This is a genomic window from Parabacteroides distasonis, from assembly GCF_004793765.1.
GTDB lineage: Bacteria > Bacteroidota > Bacteroidia > Bacteroidales > Tannerellaceae > Parabacteroides > Parabacteroides distasonis_A.
In genome coordinates this window covers 20212-37999 of the sequence record NZ_SRYM01000040.1, presented here as the reverse complement: position 1 = coordinate 37999, position 17788 = coordinate 20212, and the positions used below count along the sequence as shown (strand labels likewise).

The 17788-nt window shown below is 45.7% G+C and carries 12 protein-coding genes; 9 read left to right on the top strand and 3 right to left on the bottom strand.

Features of this window, described 5'->3' with window-relative positions; translation table 11 throughout:
* Positions 1 to 57: 57 nt before the first annotated feature.
* From dprA to E5342_RS13185, 3 genes are read right to left on the bottom strand one after another with little or no spacing between them, the layout of a single operon-like run.
* Positions 58 to 1176: a DNA-processing protein DprA gene (gene dprA, locus E5342_RS13195; protein ID WP_121735334.1), complete on the bottom strand. Its 1119-nt coding sequence runs from the start codon at positions 1174 to 1176 to the stop codon at positions 58 to 60.
* Positions 1177 to 1590, bottom strand: a complete 414-nt coding sequence (locus tag E5342_RS13190; protein ID WP_121735333.1) for an acyl-CoA thioesterase — start codon at positions 1588 to 1590, stop codon at positions 1177 to 1179.
* Complete coding sequence (locus tag E5342_RS13185) at positions 1590 to 2849, bottom strand: peptidase U32 family protein (RefSeq protein ID WP_121735332.1); 1260 nt, start codon at positions 2847 to 2849, stop codon at positions 1590 to 1592. The genes E5342_RS13190 and E5342_RS13185 overlap by 1 nt, the downstream gene beginning before the upstream one ends.
* A gap of 268 nt (positions 2850 to 3117) precedes the next feature.
* On the opposite strand from E5342_RS13185, the gene dusB reads away from it, so the two are divergent.
* The 9 genes from dusB to E5342_RS13140 all read left to right on the top strand — a co-directional run bounded on the left by dusB (position 3118) and on the right by E5342_RS13140 (position 17782).
* Positions 3118 to 4107 (top strand): tRNA dihydrouridine synthase DusB, encoded by a 990-nt coding sequence (gene dusB, locus E5342_RS13180; protein ID WP_121735331.1) that lies wholly within the window; start codon positions 3118 to 3120, stop codon positions 4105 to 4107.
* Positions 4108 to 4415: 308 nt separating this feature from the next.
* A complete protein-coding gene (locus E5342_RS13175; RefSeq protein WP_135959539.1) occupies positions 4416 to 5459 on the top strand; it encodes a sugar kinase in 1044 nt (347 codons plus the stop codon).
* Positions 5460 to 5481: 22 nt separating this feature from the next.
* Positions 5482 to 6156, top strand: coding sequence for a bifunctional 4-hydroxy-2-oxoglutarate aldolase/2-dehydro-3-deoxy-phosphogluconate aldolase (locus tag E5342_RS13170; protein WP_121735400.1), 675 nt, complete (start codon positions 5482 to 5484; stop codon positions 6154 to 6156).
* Positions 6153 to 7556: a glucuronate isomerase gene (gene uxaC, locus E5342_RS13165; RefSeq protein ID WP_135959538.1), complete on the top strand. Its 1404-nt coding sequence runs from the start codon at positions 6153 to 6155 to the stop codon at positions 7554 to 7556. Before E5342_RS13170 ends, uxaC begins: the two co-directional genes overlap by 4 nt.
* Positions 7557 to 7628: 72 nt before the next feature.
* A complete protein-coding gene (locus E5342_RS13160; RefSeq protein WP_121735328.1) occupies positions 7629 to 8219 on the top strand; it encodes an RNA polymerase sigma-70 factor in 591 nt (196 codons plus the stop codon).
* 50 nt (positions 8220 to 8269) lie between these two features.
* Positions 8270 to 9247 (top strand): FecR family protein, encoded by a 978-nt coding sequence (locus E5342_RS13155; RefSeq protein ID WP_121735327.1) that lies wholly within the window; start codon positions 8270 to 8272, stop codon positions 9245 to 9247.
* A gap of 707 nt (positions 9248 to 9954) precedes the next feature.
* The gene (locus E5342_RS13150; protein WP_236651473.1) at positions 9955 to 13074 is read left to right on the top strand and encodes a SusC/RagA family TonB-linked outer membrane protein; all 3120 of its coding nucleotides are present in this window, start codon (positions 9955 to 9957) and stop codon (positions 13072 to 13074) included.
* A 41-nt stretch (positions 13075 to 13115) separates the two neighbouring features.
* Entirely contained in the window at positions 13116 to 14747 is a 1632-nt protein-coding gene (locus tag E5342_RS13145; RefSeq protein WP_121735326.1) for a RagB/SusD family nutrient uptake outer membrane protein, read from the top strand.
* A 161-nt stretch (positions 14748 to 14908) separates the two neighbouring features.
* Positions 14909 to 17782 carry a GH92 family glycosyl hydrolase gene (locus E5342_RS13140; RefSeq protein WP_135959537.1) on the top strand — a complete coding sequence of 958 codons (2874 nt, stop codon included), beginning with the start codon at positions 14909 to 14911 and terminating at the stop codon, positions 17780 to 17782.
* The last annotated feature ends 6 nt before the right edge of the window (positions 17783 to 17788 follow it).

Here is a 17788-nt window from a genome sequence, read left to right as displayed (position 1 = left end):
TAGATTTAAGGTTAACAAAGTTTGGTTAGGGCTTGTCGTGAGACAGGCTTTAATTATTTATAGGAGTTTCGTTCGCTTATAGATGCTTCCCGGCATCGATTTTATCTTTCCATCTAATTCCAACTCAAAGAGCAGAGAAGATAATTGATGTACCGGAAGATTCAAAGCTACGGACAATTCATTGATATGAGATTCCTTTTGCGTCTCCAAGAACGACAAGATCCGTTCGCTCTCCTCGTTCTCCGAAAACAATAATTGGGTTTGGATCGGTAACGTATCCATCTTTTGAGCGACATCCCAACGCATCGCCATGATTAAATCGTCAGCGCAAGTAATCAAGCCTCCTTTATTCTGCCGGATTAAGCTATTACATCCCTTAGAGTTGATATCCGTCACCCGGCCCGGAAAGGCATAGACATCCCGGCCATATGAGAAAGCGATATCCGCCGTAATCAGAGAGCCTCCTTTCTCCGCCGATTCAATAACGATCGTGGCATCCGTCAGACCGGCTACGATCCGGTTTCGCCGGATAAAGTTCTGCCGATCCGGATTCGTCCCGCTAGAGAAGTCGGTCAATAAACCTCCCCGTTCCAACATCTCGACCGCCGTAGAGCGATGCACGGGAGGATAGATACGATCCAAACCATGCGCCAATACGCCTACCGTGGGCAATTGGTTCTTCAACGCATTCCGATGGGCACAAATATCGATGCCATACGCAAGTCCGCTAACGACCAATAGATCCGGGAAAATCACGGACAAATCCTGCAATAAACACTCAGTCACTTCCTGTCCATAAGCGGAGGCCCTACGAGTACCCACAACGCTGATGATATGGGCAGCGTTTAAATCCGCATTCCCCTTGAAATAAAATAAAACCGGAGCGTCTGGGCATTCCCGCAAACGTTCCGGATAATTCATATCTTTCAAGAAATAGATAGAGATACCGTTCTTTTGGGCAAAAGCCAATTCTTTCTCTGCCCGTAAGAGCACATCCGCCCGCTTAATCTCGGTGATAATCGAATCGCCGATACCTGGTATCTTCTCTAGCGACTGGCGTTTTTCCGTAAACACGGCCTCAGCATCTCCCAACGCTTCCAGAAGATGGCGGGCTAGGATATCTCCCACCCCATTAATCATAGTAAGGCCAATTTGGTAAATCTGTTTGTCTGTCATTTATGCTTGTTTTGATTCTATTCGCTGTAGCATCTCATCGAAATATTCTCCTCTGGTTAATTTGCCATTCTCTACGACAACGGATTCCACGACTCCTTTAGTAGCCAGTACCCCATCGGATTCCCGGTAAATATCTTGCTCGAATACCAGTTTCACCCCTTTCTTATATACATTCAGGCAAGAAGTATACCGATCGCCGCTCCGCAAGGAGTTCTTGAACTGGATATCCACACGGGCCACAAAAGCATCGATGCCCTTCTCATGCATGGCGCCGAAGTTCTCACCCAACGACTCCAAAAACTCATGCCGGGTATGCTCCATATAATGCTGGTAATTGGAGTTATTCACCACGCCTTGCAAATCGCACTCGTAATCGCGAACCTTGTCTGTCAGTTTAAAAATATATTCCTTCATTATCGTAGTTCTTTTTCGATTTGTACTTTCTCCATTTTATAAAGACGATCGGACGGGCGGATCTTCTCGGACATCTTTATCGAGAAGCGTTCCCCTTTCACGGTCTCCTCCACCGGTTTCAGGTCTACCCGGATCTCATCGACGGTCTGCATAACAGCTCCGGTCGTGGGACCCGTTACCAAGATCTCATCGCCTACTCTCAAGGAACCGGACTCCATCTCAAACTCGGCGACACCGATTCCGCTGAAGTATTTGATACCCCGTGCCACGTACACTTTCTTACGGGTAGCACCGGAACCATATTTACTGCTCCATTCACCCAATCGTTGTCCCAGATAGTAGCCATCCCAGAAACCGCGATTAAAGACCCTGCGCAAACGCTCGTCCCAAACCGCAACCTTCTCCTCATCGAAGGTACCTTCGCAATAGGCCTTGACTGCCTCTTTATAACATTCGGTCACGAGACGCACATACTCCGGCCCGCGGGCACGCCCCTCCAGTTTGAACACACGTACTCCGGCATCCATCATCTTATTCATGAAATGAATCGTCTTCAAGTCTTTCGGCGACATGATATACTGATTCTCCACATCCAGCTCGATCTGGCTATCCTTATCATGCACCGTATAGGCACGACGACAAATTTGCATGCAAGCCCCCCGATTTGCGGAAGCGTTCATCTCATGCAAACTCAAATAGCATTTACCGGACACGGCCATGCACAAGGCCCCGTGAGCGAACATCTCTATGCGGATCAATTCCCCTTTCGGGCCTTTGATCTGCTGCTTCACGATCTCCTGAGAAATCTCATGCACCTGCTTTAAGTTCAATTCGCGAGCCAATACGACCACATCGGCGAAGCGGGCGTAAAACTTCAACGCCTCCACGTTCGAGATATTCAATTGCGTGGATAAGTGCACCTCTTGCCCGATGCTATTCGCATAATTCATAGCGGCCACATCGGCGGCGATAATGGCGGAGACACCCGCATCCTTAGCGGCATCTATAATTTCCCGCATCAACGGAAGATCCTCACCATAAATGACCGTATTAACCGTGAGATAACTCTTGATAGCATGTTCTTGGCAAATAGCGACGATCTTACGCAAATCTTCCGTCGTAAAATTATTCGACGAGCGAGAACGCATATTTAATCCTTCGATACCGAAATAAATGGAGTCGGCCCCTCCTTGTATAGCCGCCATCAACGATTCATAGGAACCGACAGGCGCCATTATTTCAAAATCCTTCTCTTTCAAGGTTATATATTTTTATATTACAAACGCAAAGGTACGAATAATATTTGAGAAGATCTTAAAACACAAATCCTCCATCCCATCATGAAAGAATAGTTCCAGCTCGAAAAGCACAAGATCCTAAATAAAGCGGGGCAATCCGAACTCTATCAATAATGATCCGGATTATTAAAAACGCCTGTTCCATCCATCGATCATCTTACGAGATGTAAGAACTATTCCCAAAAAAGAAGTACTTTTGTAATTTCTATTTAGTTAGCAAACAAAAGGTATGAAAATTGGTTCAATAGATTTAGGGGAACGTCCGATATTCTTGGCTCCGATGGAGGACGTGACAGATATCTCGTTTCGTTTAATGTGCAAACGCTTCGGGGCGGACATGGTATATACGGAGTTCGTATCGAGCGATGCGTTGATCCGCAATGTGAACAAAACACAACAAAAACTAAATGTCTCCGATGACGAACGTCCGGTCGCTATCCAGATTTACGGCAAGGACGGAGCCTCGATGGTAGAGGCCGCACGTATTTGCGAGGAAGCTCGTCCGGATATTCTAGATATAAACTTTGGTTGCCCCGTAAAGAAAGTAGCGGGCAAGGGAGCTGGGGCTGGCATGCTACGCAATATCCCGTTGATGCTGGAGATCACGAGAGAAGTGGTGAGAGCCGTGAACATCCCCGTCACAGTGAAAACCCGTTTAGGATGGGATGCCGACAACCGCATTATCGTGGATCTGGCCGAGCAACTACAGGACTGCGGTATTACCGCCCTCTCCATCCACGGACGCACACGGGCGCAAATGTACACAGGCGAGGCGGACTGGACCTTGATCGGTGCCGTTAAAAATAACCCTCGTATGCAAATCCCTATCATCGGGAATGGTGACGTGACTTCCGCCGAGATATGCAAACAGCGTTTCGAGGACTATGGCGTAGACGCCGTAATGATCGGTAGAGCTAGCATAGGTCGCCCTTGGATTTTCCGAGAGGTAAAACACTATCTTACGACCGGGGAATTATTGCCACAAGAGCCTTTCTCTTGGTATCTGGATATTCTAAAAAAACAAGTGGAGCAAAGCGTGGAACGATTAGACGAACGCAGGGGGATCTTACATATTCGTCGTCATCTAGCAGCTACTCCACTCTTCAAGGGTATTACCGATTTCAAGCAAACACGGATCGCCATGCTACGTGCGGAAACTGTTAACGAATTATTCGAGATCATGAACAATATCCCTAAAAAGTACGGAATTTTAGAATAACAAGCTTGATATATATCAAATTGAAACCTTTTTGTGATATTTTCGCAATAAAATGTTACAAATATTATTGCCGCATATTATAAAACCCCTTATATTTGCATCGAGTTTTTTTCATAGTATTTTAGATCTAAGGTTAACAAGTCTTTGCAAGGGGGGAATCGTGAGATTGTTTCATTGAGGAGCAAAAAAGCCGCATCCGTTTGGGACTAGCGGCTTTTTTGTTTTTCCAAAGTCTATGTTTTCGCACACACGTATACATTATTCAGAATAAACCCTTACATTTGCGAAAAACATAATACTATACCACCATGAGTAAGAAAGTCATAACTTTCGGAGAGATCATGCTTAGGCTAGCTACTCCGGACTATTTACGCTTTTGCCAAGCCAATCAGTTCAATGTTACTTTTGGCGGAGGGGAAGCAAATGTCGCCGCCTCACTCGCCAACTATGGCATCGAGACTGAGTTTGTAACCCGTTTACCACAAAATGACATCGCCCGTACTTGCGTTATGGAATTACGCAAACAGGGCATCGGAACATCCAAAATCATTTACGGAGGGGAACGGTTAGGAATTTATTTTCTCGAGACCGGATCGGTCGCTCGTGCCAGCAAGGTGGTATATGACCGAGCTTGTTCTTCCATCGCCGAGATCCGACCAGGGATGATCGATTGGGACACAGTATTCAAGGATGCCTCTTGGTTTCACTGGACAGGTATCACACCGGCTATATCCGAAGGTGCCGCCAACGTATGTTTGGAAGCAATACAGGCGGCAAACCGATTAGGCATCACGGTATCCTGCGACCTCAACTATCGGAAAAATCTCTGGAAATACGGCAAGACTGCCAATGAAGTCATGCCAAAACTAGTGGCCGGATGCGATATCATTCTAGGAAACGAGGAAGATGCCGAGAAGGTCTTCGGCATCAAGCCCCAAGGTTTCAACGCCGCCGCCACGGAAGGTGAGATACACGCCGCCTCTTTCCAATCGGTATGTATCCAATTAATGGCTCAATTCCCCCGTGCACAGAAAGTAATTATCACGTTAAGAGGCTCCATCAATGCCAATCATAACACATGGGGTGGAGTGCTATACGCAAACAATCGGTTGTACGAATCCCGCCGGTATGATATCACCCATATCGTCGATCGAGTAGGTGGAGGCGATTCTTTTATGGGAGGTCTTATTTACGGCTTACTTTCCTATCCCGGCGACGACCAGAAAGCCTTGGACTTCGCAGTAGCGGCTTCCTGCCTAAAACACACAATTTACGGAGACTTCAACCAAGTAACCGTAGAGGAAGTAGAAAAACTCATGTCCGGCGACACCTCCGGCCGTGTCTCCCGTTAATTTTCAATTTTTAATTCCCAATATGGCTCGATTCAATAAAATACAAACATTACAGGCTATCATCCAAACCGGAATGGTGCCCGTTTATTATAATAAAGATGTAGAGATCGCTAAACAGGTTGTAAAAGCCTGCTATGAGGGAGGCGTCAGAGCCTTCGAGTTTACTAACCGGGGAGATTTTGCCCACGAGGTATTTGGCGAACTGGTTAAATACGCCGCCAAAGAATGTCCGGAATTAGTATTAGGCATAGGTTCCATAGTAGACCAGGGAACAGCCGCCTTATTCATACAGCTAGGGGCAAACTTCGTAGTCGGCCCATTATTCAACCCGGAGATAGCGAAGATATGTAACCGTCGCCTCATCCCCTATACGCCCGGTTGTGGTTCCGTATCCGAGATCGGCTTTGCCCAAGAAGTAGGTTGCGACCTTTGCAAGATATTCCCCGCCGGAAATGTAGGAGGTCCCTCATTTGTCAAGAACATAAAGGCACCCATGCCATGGACTCTAATCATGGCGACCGGTGCCGTGGAGCCGACAGAGGAGAATTTATCCGCTTGGTTCAAGGCCGGCGTGACCTGCGTAGGAATGGGATCCAAACTCTTCCCCAAAGAAGCGATAGCGGAAAACGATTGGCAATCCATTACTGATTTATGCCGCAACGCCTTATCTACCATTCAAAAATATCGCCAAGTATGAAAAGCTTTTTAGATCAAGATTTCTTGCTCCAGACCGACACGGCCCGTGAGTTATATCACGAGCATGCGGCTAAGATGCCCATCATTGATTACCATTGCCATCTGGATCCACGGCAAATAGCGGAGAATCACCAATTCGAGGATCTTACGGAGATATGGCTGGGTGGAGACCATTACAAATGGCGGGCGATGAGAGCGAACGGTATTCCCGAGGAATATATCACCGGAGATAAGCCCCCTTACGAGAAATTCCTTAAATGGGCAGAGACGATGCCTTACACGATGCGAAACCCGCTTTATCATTGGACACACCTGGAGCTTACCCGTATATTCGGGATCCAGAAAGTTTTGAATCCGGCTTCCGCCAAGGAAATCTATACAACCTGTACGGATAAGCTACGTACCCCCGAGTATCGTGCGCAAGCCATCATGAAACGGATGAACGTAGAGATTGTTTGTACGACCGACGATCCGATCGACTCTTTGAAATACCATCAAAAAATACGTTCGAACGGATGCCACACCCGTGTATATCCGGCATGGCGACCGGATAAGGTACTCGCTATCGATAATTTCAAGGCGCTAAATGACTATTTGTCCAAGCTGGAGGCCGCCGCCGATAAGACTATCCTCACCTACAAACATTTATTGGAGGCTTTACAAAAGCGACATGATTTCTTCGCCGCCCAAGGCTGCCGGTTATCGGACCACGGGTTGGATACTTTCTATGCTGAACCTTATACACAGCAGGAGATTGAGGTGATCTTCCTCAAGGCTCGTATGGGCAAATCGCTCACGGAGCAGGAGGTTCGCAAATACCGATCGGCTTTGCTATACGAATTGGCGGCAATGGATGCCCGAAGTGGATGGGTACAACAATTCCATATCGGCGCAAATCGGAATAATAACAAACGGATGTTCAGGTTATTAGGACCTGACACGGGTTTCGACGCTATCGATGATCAGCCAGTAGCAGTTTCCATGAACCGCTTTTTCAGCCGTCTGGATCAAGAAAATCTATTAGCGAAAACGATCGTTTACAATCTGAATCCCCGCGACACCGAGTTGATGGTAGCCAATGCCTACAATTTCAACGACGGCAGTGTCCCCGGGAAGATGCAATATGGAGCGGCTTGGTGGTTCCTCGATCAAATCAAAGGCATGGAAGATCAATTAAATGCGCTTTCCAGCCTCGGTCTTTTAAGCCGTTTCGTCGGTATGCTGACAGATTCCCGCAGCTTCCTGTCGTATCCCCGCCATGAGTATTTCCGCCGGATCCTTTGTAATATGCTAGGCAATGAGGTAGAGAAAGGCTTATTGCCCACCTCCGAACTTTCCTTCATTGGACAGATGGTGGAAAACATCAGTTATCGTAACGCAATGCAATACTTTGGTTGGTAGTTACAGAAGACATTATTGATTTCTCAGGAATTAGTTTTAACTTTGCCCATAAGCTAGTTTAGAACTAATTCTATGAATAATAAGACTTCGCTGGTAGAAAGAATTAGAAAGGGAGATCGTATTGCCTTTAATGAGCTATATAGGCGATACTATCCTTCCTTACGTTCATACGCAGAGTTGTTTCTAGATGAGGAGGAATCGGAAGATGTGGTACAAGATGTCTTTCTGAATGTATGGTTACGGAAAGAGGGATTGGATGATTCTCTATCTTTACAAGGCTATCTATTACGTTCCGTGTATAATTCGTCATTGAATATACTAAAAAAGAAAGGGCGTTCCAATGACTATCGGTCTATGTATGAACAAGAGATCGAGGAAATCGGATACAAATATTATGACCCGGACACTAATGACGTGATACGCAAGCTTTATAACCAAGATTTGCGAGCGGAGATAAATGCCGCAATCAATAGCCTTCCCGCAAGATGCCGGGAAATTTTCACTTTAAGTTACCTTCATGATATGCCCAGCAAAGAAATCAGTCTGCAACTAGGCATCTCATTAAGTACGGTTGATAACCATATCTATAGTGCCCTAAAGCTCTTACGTGAGAAGTTGAAGATACATTATAATATAAATAAAAAAGATAGTTTTTATAGGTAGTTTGGGTTGAATAATTGTATTTAGTACAAAGAAGAGAGTTTATATTCGAAATGGACGATTCTATTATATACACATACTTATCGGGTAAAGCGACAGAGGAAGAAAAGGCGCAATTGAAAGACTGGTTAAATCAGTCTCCCAAAAATCGTGTCTATTTTTTTGATCTAAAAGCGATCCTGAATGCCCAACGAGTAACCAATAAGATTAATACGGAAAGAATAGAAGATTCACTAGCACGTATGAATAAACGAATCGACTCTATCCCATATACTTCCAAGCGGGCAATCATAAATATCTGGTTAAAATACGCTAGTATTGTCGCTCTCTTATTTATTTGCGTTAGTTTATCTTATCTATATATTACCAATTCGAAAGATGTGACTAATCTCAGTAATGACCTTGTCGTTTATACAAATGAAACAACCGACCATTCCGTGAAGATGATCCATCTCTCCGACGGGACAGTCGTATGGCTTGGAAGCCGTACCGTATTAACCGCTCCTCCAGTCTTTACCGGAGGAAAACGTGTGGTATGCCTAAACGGAGAAGCTTTTTTTAATGTCACAAAAGACCCTTTTCATCCCTTTGTTATTCAAACAAATCTACATGAGGTACAGGTTTTAGGTACTTCATTCGAGATTAATACGGACGAAGAAGCCGGTATTTGCAAGACCATCCTAATGACCGGTTCCGTACAGATACAAGACAAATCCGGAAATAATCTTGCCGTATTGATCCCAGGACAGCAAGCTCTATATTCACAAAAGACCGGGAATATAGAAATCGAGGAAGTAGATGTAAACGCACTTACCTCATGGCGCTTTGGCTTGATATCACTATCGAATGTCACAGTCAACGAGATTTTGAGATGCCTAGAAGAAACCTATCAAATAAAAATCCAAATGAATACCACCTCGCTGGAAAATTGTCGTTACAACTTCTCTTTCAAGTATTCAAAAGGAGCCGAGGCCGCATTGAAACAACTCTTTTACATAACAGGAATGTCCGCTAGTATTCAGCCTCAATAGTAAATTATTATATAAATCCAAAAAAATCGTCCTCTTATAGGTAGTTTCATTTTACCGATTGTATATAGTAAGTAAATGGAAAGAACGACAGTTCTTTGCTGGGCACATTAAATCAAGGGTAACATGTTTGTAACATTTTATTCATCTTTTGTTAACCTTGATCTTTGTGAATATATGACAAAAATTATCGAATTTTGCGCCAAATAACAAAGCGTACAAAATTCCAAAGTTTATGAAGAACTTATTGTTTTTGACATGATTTACAGTAAATAAAGCCATTTATCACTTTGCCAAAGACAAAGGTTTAAAAAAGCAAAAAGGAATGCTGAACGAGAAAGAATTTATATGTTAATCTTACATAAAACAGCAAAAGTATGAAGAAAAGTTTTTATGATTTTGCCTGCGTCAAACGTTTATGTATAGGGATGTCTTTATGCTGTATGGTCGCAGGAGCTCAAGCCGCTCCGACTTCCAGTGCATTTGACCAACGGTTTGACGTTGAGTTCTCACTCAACAACACCACGCTCAAAACAGTGGTTAATTCCCTGAAAAAACAAACGGATATCGTATTCTCATACGATACATCTTTGGAATCTTTACGAGTAAACAACGTATCGGTCAAAGCAGAGAATGAAAAGATCGAAGCTATTCTAGACCAAGCGTTCCGTGGTACCGGGATCAAGTACAAGATTGAAGACCGGATCGTAATGCTCTACTCCGGTAAAAAGCCATCAGCCAAGGCGAATGCTACACAACAAAGTACAAAAAAGATTTCCGGTATCGTTAAAGATCCGACGGGCATTCCTGTCATCGGAGCGAATGTGGTAGTAAAAGGAACTACAAATGGCGTAATCACCGGATTGGATGGTGATTTCCAATTAGAGGTCCCGGAAAACGCAACCTTAGAAATCAGCTATATCGGTTACATGACACAAAGTATCTCAGTAAGTGGAAAGAAAACCTTCAACATCACACTGAATGAAGATACTCAGAAACTAGATGAAGTAGTGGTATTAGGCTACGGTGCCGGACAACGCAAACAAGACTTATCCGCCTCTGTAGGTGTGTTGGATAACACAGAGGATTTGGTAGCCCGTCCGGTTACCTCTACCGAAAGTATGTTGCAAGGACAGTTAGCGGGTGTTACCGTGCAAGCGAATGGTGGAGACCCGACGGCTACGCCCTCGATCGTAATCCGTGGACAAGGCTCACAGAATGGCGATAACGTATTGTGGGTTGTTGACGGTGTTCCCGGCGCACCCATCGCCTCTATGAATGATATTGAGACGATTGTCGTCTTAAAAGATGCTGCCTCTGCCGCTATCTATGGAGCGCAATCCGGAGCCGGCGGTGTTATCTTGGTAACCACCAAGAAGGCGAAAGAGGGCAAGACTTCGTTGAGCTATGATGCGACTTTCGGTATTCGTAAAGCTAGCAACGTAATCGAGCCGTTAAATGCGGAAGAGCAACTCGAGATGCGAAAACTGTCTTACGCAAACGCTGGTCTTACATTGCCAACCGGTTGGGACTTGACCAAGAACCCATGGGTAGGTACCACACGTACCAACTGGATGGATGAGATATTCCGCACCGCTTTCTACCAACGCCATAACGTAGCCTTGAATGTAGGTTCCGAGAATGCCTCCAACCGTGTTTCATTTGCTTACGATAATGATGAAGGTGTATTGGTCAATACTTTCAATAAAAATCTTTCACTTCGTTACAACGGTAAATTCAAACTGAATAAATGGGTGACTATCACCGAAGACGTGGTTTGGAAAAACAACGAAAGCCGTTCAAAAGATACCGACAGTGGTTATACGGGAGTTGTTGCGGCAGCTATGTATATGCCTGCCAGCGCTACGGTTTACAATCCGCTGGATGGTACTTACGGTGGAACAACGACCGAAGACCCAGATTACATCGCCAAATATGGCTCCAACTTCGCAGATATCCACGGAGACGCTGTCAATCCGGTTCGCTTGCTGAAAGCGGAAAACCGCTATAACCGAACCAGTGACATCTGGAGTACGACCAGTTTGGAACTAGCTAATATCGTTACCGGCTTGAAGTTCACGAGCCGTTTCACTTACAACCTGAAGAATAATCTATATAAGAACTTCAGCCCGATTCGTGACGAGGTGGGAAAACCCTCTTTGACAAATAATCTGGATGAAACGACTTACCGTGCAGACGCATGGAAAACGGAGAACACATTGACTTACGACAATACATTTAATGACATGCACACTGTAGGCGTATTGCTATCCACTACGGCCGATCATTACAGCAAGCGAGGATTAGAGGTCAATGGAAAAGATTTATCTGACGAATCCGCTTACTTACAATATCTATCCTATGCGAATTCCGTTTCCGCAACCGATTATTTGACCGGTCCTGACGCAAACGTATCCTTGATCGCCCGTCTAGCTTATTCATTCAACGATCGTTACTTCGTTACAGCCTCTTGGCGTCGTGATTATGCAGGCCGTCTACCTAAAGATAATAACTATGGCGACTTCCCTGCCGTAACAGCCGGATGGAAAATTTCTAACGAATCTTTCTTCCCGAAGAGCGAGACACTGAATTTATTGAAGATCCGTGCTTCCTGGGGACGTGTCGGTAATCTAGGATCTATCGGTTACAATTATAAATCAGCTTTATTAGGTAAGAATTATTGGTCGGAACAGGCACAGTACGGCGTAGAATCGAACAAGATTTGGGGTAACTTCATCTATAACTCTACCGCATTAAACCCCAACTTAACATGGGAAACTTCCGAGCAATGGGATTTAGGTCTAGATATAAACATGTTCGATAATCGCTTAAGCATAGCATTCGACTATTTTGACAAACGCACATTCAACTTGATCCAGTCGCAAACGATGAACTGGCCGGGAACGATCGGTATTGATGCCATGTTAGTCAATCAAGGCGAGATACGTAACCGAGGCTTCGAAGCGCAAATCAATTGGAATCAACAAGTGAATAAAGATTGGTCGTACTTTGTTTCGGGAAACTTTTCTTATTTGAAGAACTGGGTTTCTGATATTGGCGTAAAGAATGCAGACGGAACTCCGGGGGTTTGGACGGGTGACGGTAGGTATCGTAACCTTCCTTATATGTATCAAACTGCGGAAGGAGAACCTTTAGGTTCCTTCTATCTGATCAAGACCGACGGCATTTTCCAAAGCGATGCGGAGGCAGCCGCTTATGTAAACAAAGACGGAAAACGAATCCAACCGGACGCTGTAGCAGGCGATTTGAAATTCGTCGATGCCAATGGTGATGGAGTTATCAATGATGAAGACCGTCAATACTGCGGTAGCGCTACACCTAAAACTACGTTCTCATTCTCCGGAGGATTCACTTGGAAAAAGCTTTCCGTAAGCGCAATGTTCCAAGGCGTAGGTGGAGCACAAGCTTTATATGTAGGCAAATATATGGCCCTAAGTGATGTAGAAGGAAACTTCAACCGCTCAAAAGAGATCATGAACGCTTGGAGTCCGTCGAATACAGGATCGAATATTCCACGCTTATCGAAAAACGACCCGAATAGCAACTTTAGCACACCGTCTGATTGGTATTTGGAGAATGCTTCTTACTTGCGTTTGAAGAACTTCACCGTATCCTATGACTTGAGTGATGTTATCCGGAAATGCGCTCACCTGCAAGAACGCAACAGCATGATGTCGGTTTACCTTAGCGGTGAGAACCTCTTCACGATCACGAACTATTCAGGAATGGACCCAGAAACCGGAGGTTGGGATGCCTTGAAGTATCCGGTTTCACGTGTATTCTCTGTCGGAGTCAAATTGACATACTAACCGGGTGTTTTAAAAGATATTCATATTAACAAAGGATCAAAATGAAAAGATATATTACAGTATTAGCATTATCCGCATTGGTTTGTAGCTCTTGTAGCGACTTCCTCGACGTTCAGCCGGAAGGAAACGCAACTACAACCTCCTATTTCTTGAATGATCAACAGGCCATTGATGCCATTGACGGATTATATGAAAGATTCCATCAAGAGGGTTGTTACGGCCGTGAATTATTTTGGGAACAGGGAGCCGCATGCGACATTGTTTGGGGACGTACACGCGGTTATAACTCTTTGGCGACCTTAGCCTATACCGGTGATGAATCTCCTCTAAGAGATGTATTCAGCCGTATGTATTCTACTATGTCTCGTGCGAATTGGATCATCCAAGAATTAGTGAAGAAAGAAAAGGGAACGACACTGACCGCTGTTGAGAAACGCAGCTTGGGCGAAGCTTACTTCAGTCGTGGTTGGGCACATTATCTGATAGCCTACCGGTACGGTACCGACAAACAAGGAGTACCTTTCGTACGTTACGAGGACTTCCCCAACGATTACGACAACTCCATACCACCTCAGCAGGCTACCGTTATGGATAATTATAAACTGATTATCGAAGATATGGACAAGGCCATCGCCTACCTTCCGAACTTCGAATCCTATGACGCTGACAACCGAGGCCGAGCACATCAGGCTGCCGCTGTGGCATTCAAAGCGAAAACTTATGCTTACTGGGCTACATGGGATGCTACCCAATGGAACAACGTGATCGAGATGGTCAATCAATTGGAGAGCAATTACAATCGTGATTTGGCCCCGACATTCGCCGAGATCTTTTCGTCAGACTTGAAAGATTATTGGAACGCCGAATATCTTTGGACCATTCCGAGTATCGGCGGCGCACTACCAGGCGGTACTGAATTCCCGGGCATTATCCTTGAGAACAAAGGATGGGGCAAATATAATGGTTGGGGGCAGATGAAGCCTTCTTACGACATCTACGAAGAAATGGCGAAAGATGGTAAAGGCAATGACCGTTTAATACGCTCAATCTTGGAATACAACCAAGAGTTCCCGTTCTTCGGCGAGACACGCAAATTCTGGTCTACCTCCGACCTTGAGGCCGGTTTCATGATCAATAAATACATGGACGCATTTAAATACTCAGATCCTGTAGGTGAAGGAGCCGTGAGCGCCAATGGAGACTGGCCTACGATCCGTGTCAATTTCCCGATCATCCGTTTCGCAGAAATGTTATTGTTCCGTGCCGAAGCATATTTAATGACAGGACAAGCCGATAAAGCAACCGCAGACATCAACCGCATCCGTCTACGCTCCAACTTGACACCGCTTGCCGGCACCGCCACGATGAAAGATCTATATCACGAACGCCGTTGTGAATTGGCATTTGAGTTTACAGATCATCTATTCGACTTAAAGCGTTGGAACCGTTCTTCCAATGCCGACATAAAGACATTGGCCGATAAAGAGTTGAACGCACATCCACGTATCCGTAGATACGAAGACAGGGCGAATCCGGAATCCGCATTCACGGTTATTGGTTACGAAGATTACACCAACAAAAACGCCTATCAAGCGCATATGATGGTATTCCCGTATCCAAGTGAAGAGATTACTAAATCGAATGGTCAATTGAAGCAGAACGAGGGATATTAACCGGCTCCTTTAAACCGATCAAGGTAAGAATAAGATTCAATTACGGGCTGTCTCAGAAAATGAAACAGCCCGTGTTATTTTCTACCGGGTAAAAACGCATATCTCAAATAGGTAGTTTACCTTTGTCAATTGTATACTATATATTAAACAAAAGATATACCATGAGATTCATTCAAACTCTTTCTTCTTGCTTGTGTACAGGAATAATAGCCTTATTCACAGCCTGTAGCCAAGTACCCCAATCTCCCATCGATTCCGTTGATCCGTTTATCGGCACGGGATTTCACGGACATACGTATCCCGGAGCCACGGCTCCCTACGGAGCGGTCCAACTAAGCCCAGACACCCGGAAAGGGAACTGGGACGCTTGTTCCGGTTATCATTACAGCGATTCTACCTTAATAGGTTTCTCTCATACCCATTTAAGCGGTACGGGATGTATCGACCTAGGCGATATCCTATTCCGCCCGTCTCTCCAGACACCTTTAGTATTCTCGCACTCGGACGAGAAGGCTTCCCCAGGTTACTACTCGGTGAATCTCAGGGAAGCAGGTGTATTAGCGGAACTTACCACGACCCCGCATGTCGGGATACACCGATATACCTATAAAAAAGGGATAGAGGCTACGTTGGTGATCGATATGGACCATTTATTGGATAACGAGTATATATACGAGGGCTGGGTTAAGCAAACCGGGGAGAATGAGCTTACCGGTATGCGGCGTACCCGGGGCTGGGTAGACAATCAATATGTCTTCTTTGTAGCGAGGTTCTCGCAACCATTCTCTTCCATGGAACAACCTTCCGAACGGCAAGCCGTACTTACCTTCGATACGACTACCGGAAAGCCTATCGTTTGCAAAGTCGGGGTATCGATCGTAAATGAGGAGAACGCTCGTCTGAACCTTGTGCAAGAGACGGATTCCTATGACTTTGATTTCGACGCCATCCATCAAGCTACACGCTCCGACTGGGAGAAAGAGCTGGACGCTATCACGGTAGAAGGAGGCACAGAAGCCGAGCGCACGAATTTCTACACGGCGCTATACCATAGCAAGATCATCCCGAATATAGCGAGCGACGTGAACGGACAATACCGCCGTCACGATATGAGCGTAGCGACGATCCCGGCAGGTCGCCGCCAATTCTCCACCTTCTCCACTTGGGACACCTTCCGGGCCTGGCATCCGATGATAACTCTGTTGGATACTACCTTGGTGAATGATATGGTACAGTCTCTCTTGGATATGTACGACGCCAGCGGCGAACTTCCGTTGTGGCCCTTATCGGCGGGCGAGACTGGAACCATGATCGGTTATCACTCCACATCGATTATAGCGGACGCTTATTTGAAAGGTATTCGCGGATATGACGCAGAACATGCTCTCGAAGCGATGAAAATTTCAGCGGAGAAGAATAAGAAAGGAGCGGATTATTATATAAAGGAAGGCTTCATCCCGACGAATATCAAGAAAGAATCGGTTTCCTGTTTATTGGAATTCGCCTACGATGATTGGTGTATCGCACAAATGGCGAAAGCTTTAGGACATATGGATGATTATGAGACCTTCATCAAGCACTCCCAGAATTTTATCAACGTATTCGACGGTAGTACCCGGTTCTTCCGGGGCAAACGGCAGGATGGGAATTGGGAGACTCCTTTCGATCCGTTCGCCATCGGGCGTTCCTATACGGAGGCTACGGCCTGGCAGTATCGTTTCTTTACGCCGCATGACGTATATGGATTAACCCAGTTGTTCGGGGGTAAAGAGGCGTTCATCGCAGAGTTGGATAGCTTGTTCACAGTCACCTCCGAGGTAGTCGGCGATCTGGTAGACGTTACAGGACTGGTCGGTCAATATGCGCATGGCAACGAGCCTAGCCACCACATGGCTTACCTGTACAGCTACGTAGGCGAGCCGTGGAAAACGCAAGAATGGACCCGCCGCCTGTTGGATGAGATGTATCAACCGACTCCCGAGGGGATTATCGGCAACGAGGATTGCGGGCAGATGTCCGCTTGGTACCTGTTGAGCAGCCTTGGTTTCTACTCCGTTTGTCCGGGTAGCAACCAGTTTATCCTGACTACACCGCTCTTCGATAAGGCGACCGTGAAACTTGGAAACGGAAAGACACTGACAGTCACGGCAAACCAACCGGAAAAGAATAAATACATCACGAGCGTATCGCTGAATGGAAAAGAGATTAAGCATTGCTATATCACGTACGACCAGTTGATGCAAGGAGGTACACTGGACTTTACGCTCTCGTCGACACCGGACAAGCGTTGGGGAACCGCTCCCGAGTACGCTCCCTATTCCTATACGGAACAACCTACCGTTTCCATCCCTTACATAGCGAATGATCTGGACTTGTTTGAAAGTGAGATTACGGCGGAACTAAAATCCACGACACCCGAGGCCGTTATCCATTATACGCTTGACGGATCGGAACCGGATGAGAATGCTCCGGTATACAGCGAGCCTTTAGTCTTAAAAGAGACCACGACCATTAAAGCCAAAGGATATAAAAAGGGATTCGTACCCAGCCGCACGTACTCGATCCAAGCGACAAAAGCCGTATTACGCCCCGCATTATCCATCCAGCCTACGAAGCATGGGGTAGCTTATACCTACTACGAAGGGAAGTTCCAATGGGTAGCCGATTTGCAAAAGGCAAAGGTAGTCGAGACCGGAACGATGCCTGAGCCTTCTATCTTGAACGCCAAGCTGCCGGATCATTTCGGCTATATCTTCACCGGATATATATACGCCCCGGAAGACGGTGTCTATGAGTTCAGTACCCGCTCAGACGACGGTAGTGTTCTTTATATTGGCAAAGAAAAGGTCGTGGACAATGATGCCTCCCACGCCGCTATCGACGCAACCGGACGTATCCCCTTACAAAAAGGCTACCACCCTTTCGCCTTGCATTATTTCGAGGATTACGAGGGTGAGTACCTAGGCTGGAACTGGTGTACGCCAAGCATGTCCAAACCAGGCGCAATCCCTACAGAAAACCTTTATATAAATTGATAATAC

What these genes read in the sequence shown, in the direction of transcription:
- dprA (WP_121735334.1), bottom strand. Translation starts at nt 1,176, where the DNA reads ATGACAGACAAACAGATTTACCAAATTGGCCTTACTATGATTAATGGG.
- E5342_RS13190 (WP_121735333.1), bottom strand. Translation starts at nt 1,590, where the DNA reads ATGAAGGAATATATTTTTAAACTGACAGACAAGGTTCGCGATTACGAG.
- dusB (WP_121735331.1), top strand. Translation starts at nt 3,118, where the DNA reads ATGAAAATTGGTTCAATAGATTTAGGGGAACGTCCGATATTCTTGGCT.
- E5342_RS13175 (WP_135959539.1), top strand. Translation starts at nt 4,416, where the DNA reads ATGAGTAAGAAAGTCATAACTTTCGGAGAGATCATGCTTAGGCTAGCT.
- E5342_RS13170 (WP_121735400.1), top strand. Translation starts at nt 5,482, where the DNA reads ATGGCTCGATTCAATAAAATACAAACATTACAGGCTATCATCCAAACC.
- uxaC (WP_135959538.1), top strand. Translation starts at nt 6,153, where the DNA reads ATGAAAAGCTTTTTAGATCAAGATTTCTTGCTCCAGACCGACACGGCC.
- E5342_RS13160 (WP_121735328.1), top strand. Translation starts at nt 7,629, where the DNA reads ATGAATAATAAGACTTCGCTGGTAGAAAGAATTAGAAAGGGAGATCGT.
- E5342_RS13155 (WP_121735327.1), top strand. Translation starts at nt 8,270, where the DNA reads ATGGACGATTCTATTATATACACATACTTATCGGGTAAAGCGACAGAG.
- E5342_RS13150 (WP_236651473.1), top strand. Translation starts at nt 9,955, where the DNA reads ATGCTCTACTCCGGTAAAAAGCCATCAGCCAAGGCGAATGCTACACAA.
- E5342_RS13145 (WP_121735326.1), top strand. Translation starts at nt 13,116, where the DNA reads ATGAAAAGATATATTACAGTATTAGCATTATCCGCATTGGTTTGTAGC.
- E5342_RS13140 (WP_135959537.1), top strand. Translation starts at nt 14,909, where the DNA reads ATGAGATTCATTCAAACTCTTTCTTCTTGCTTGTGTACAGGAATAATA.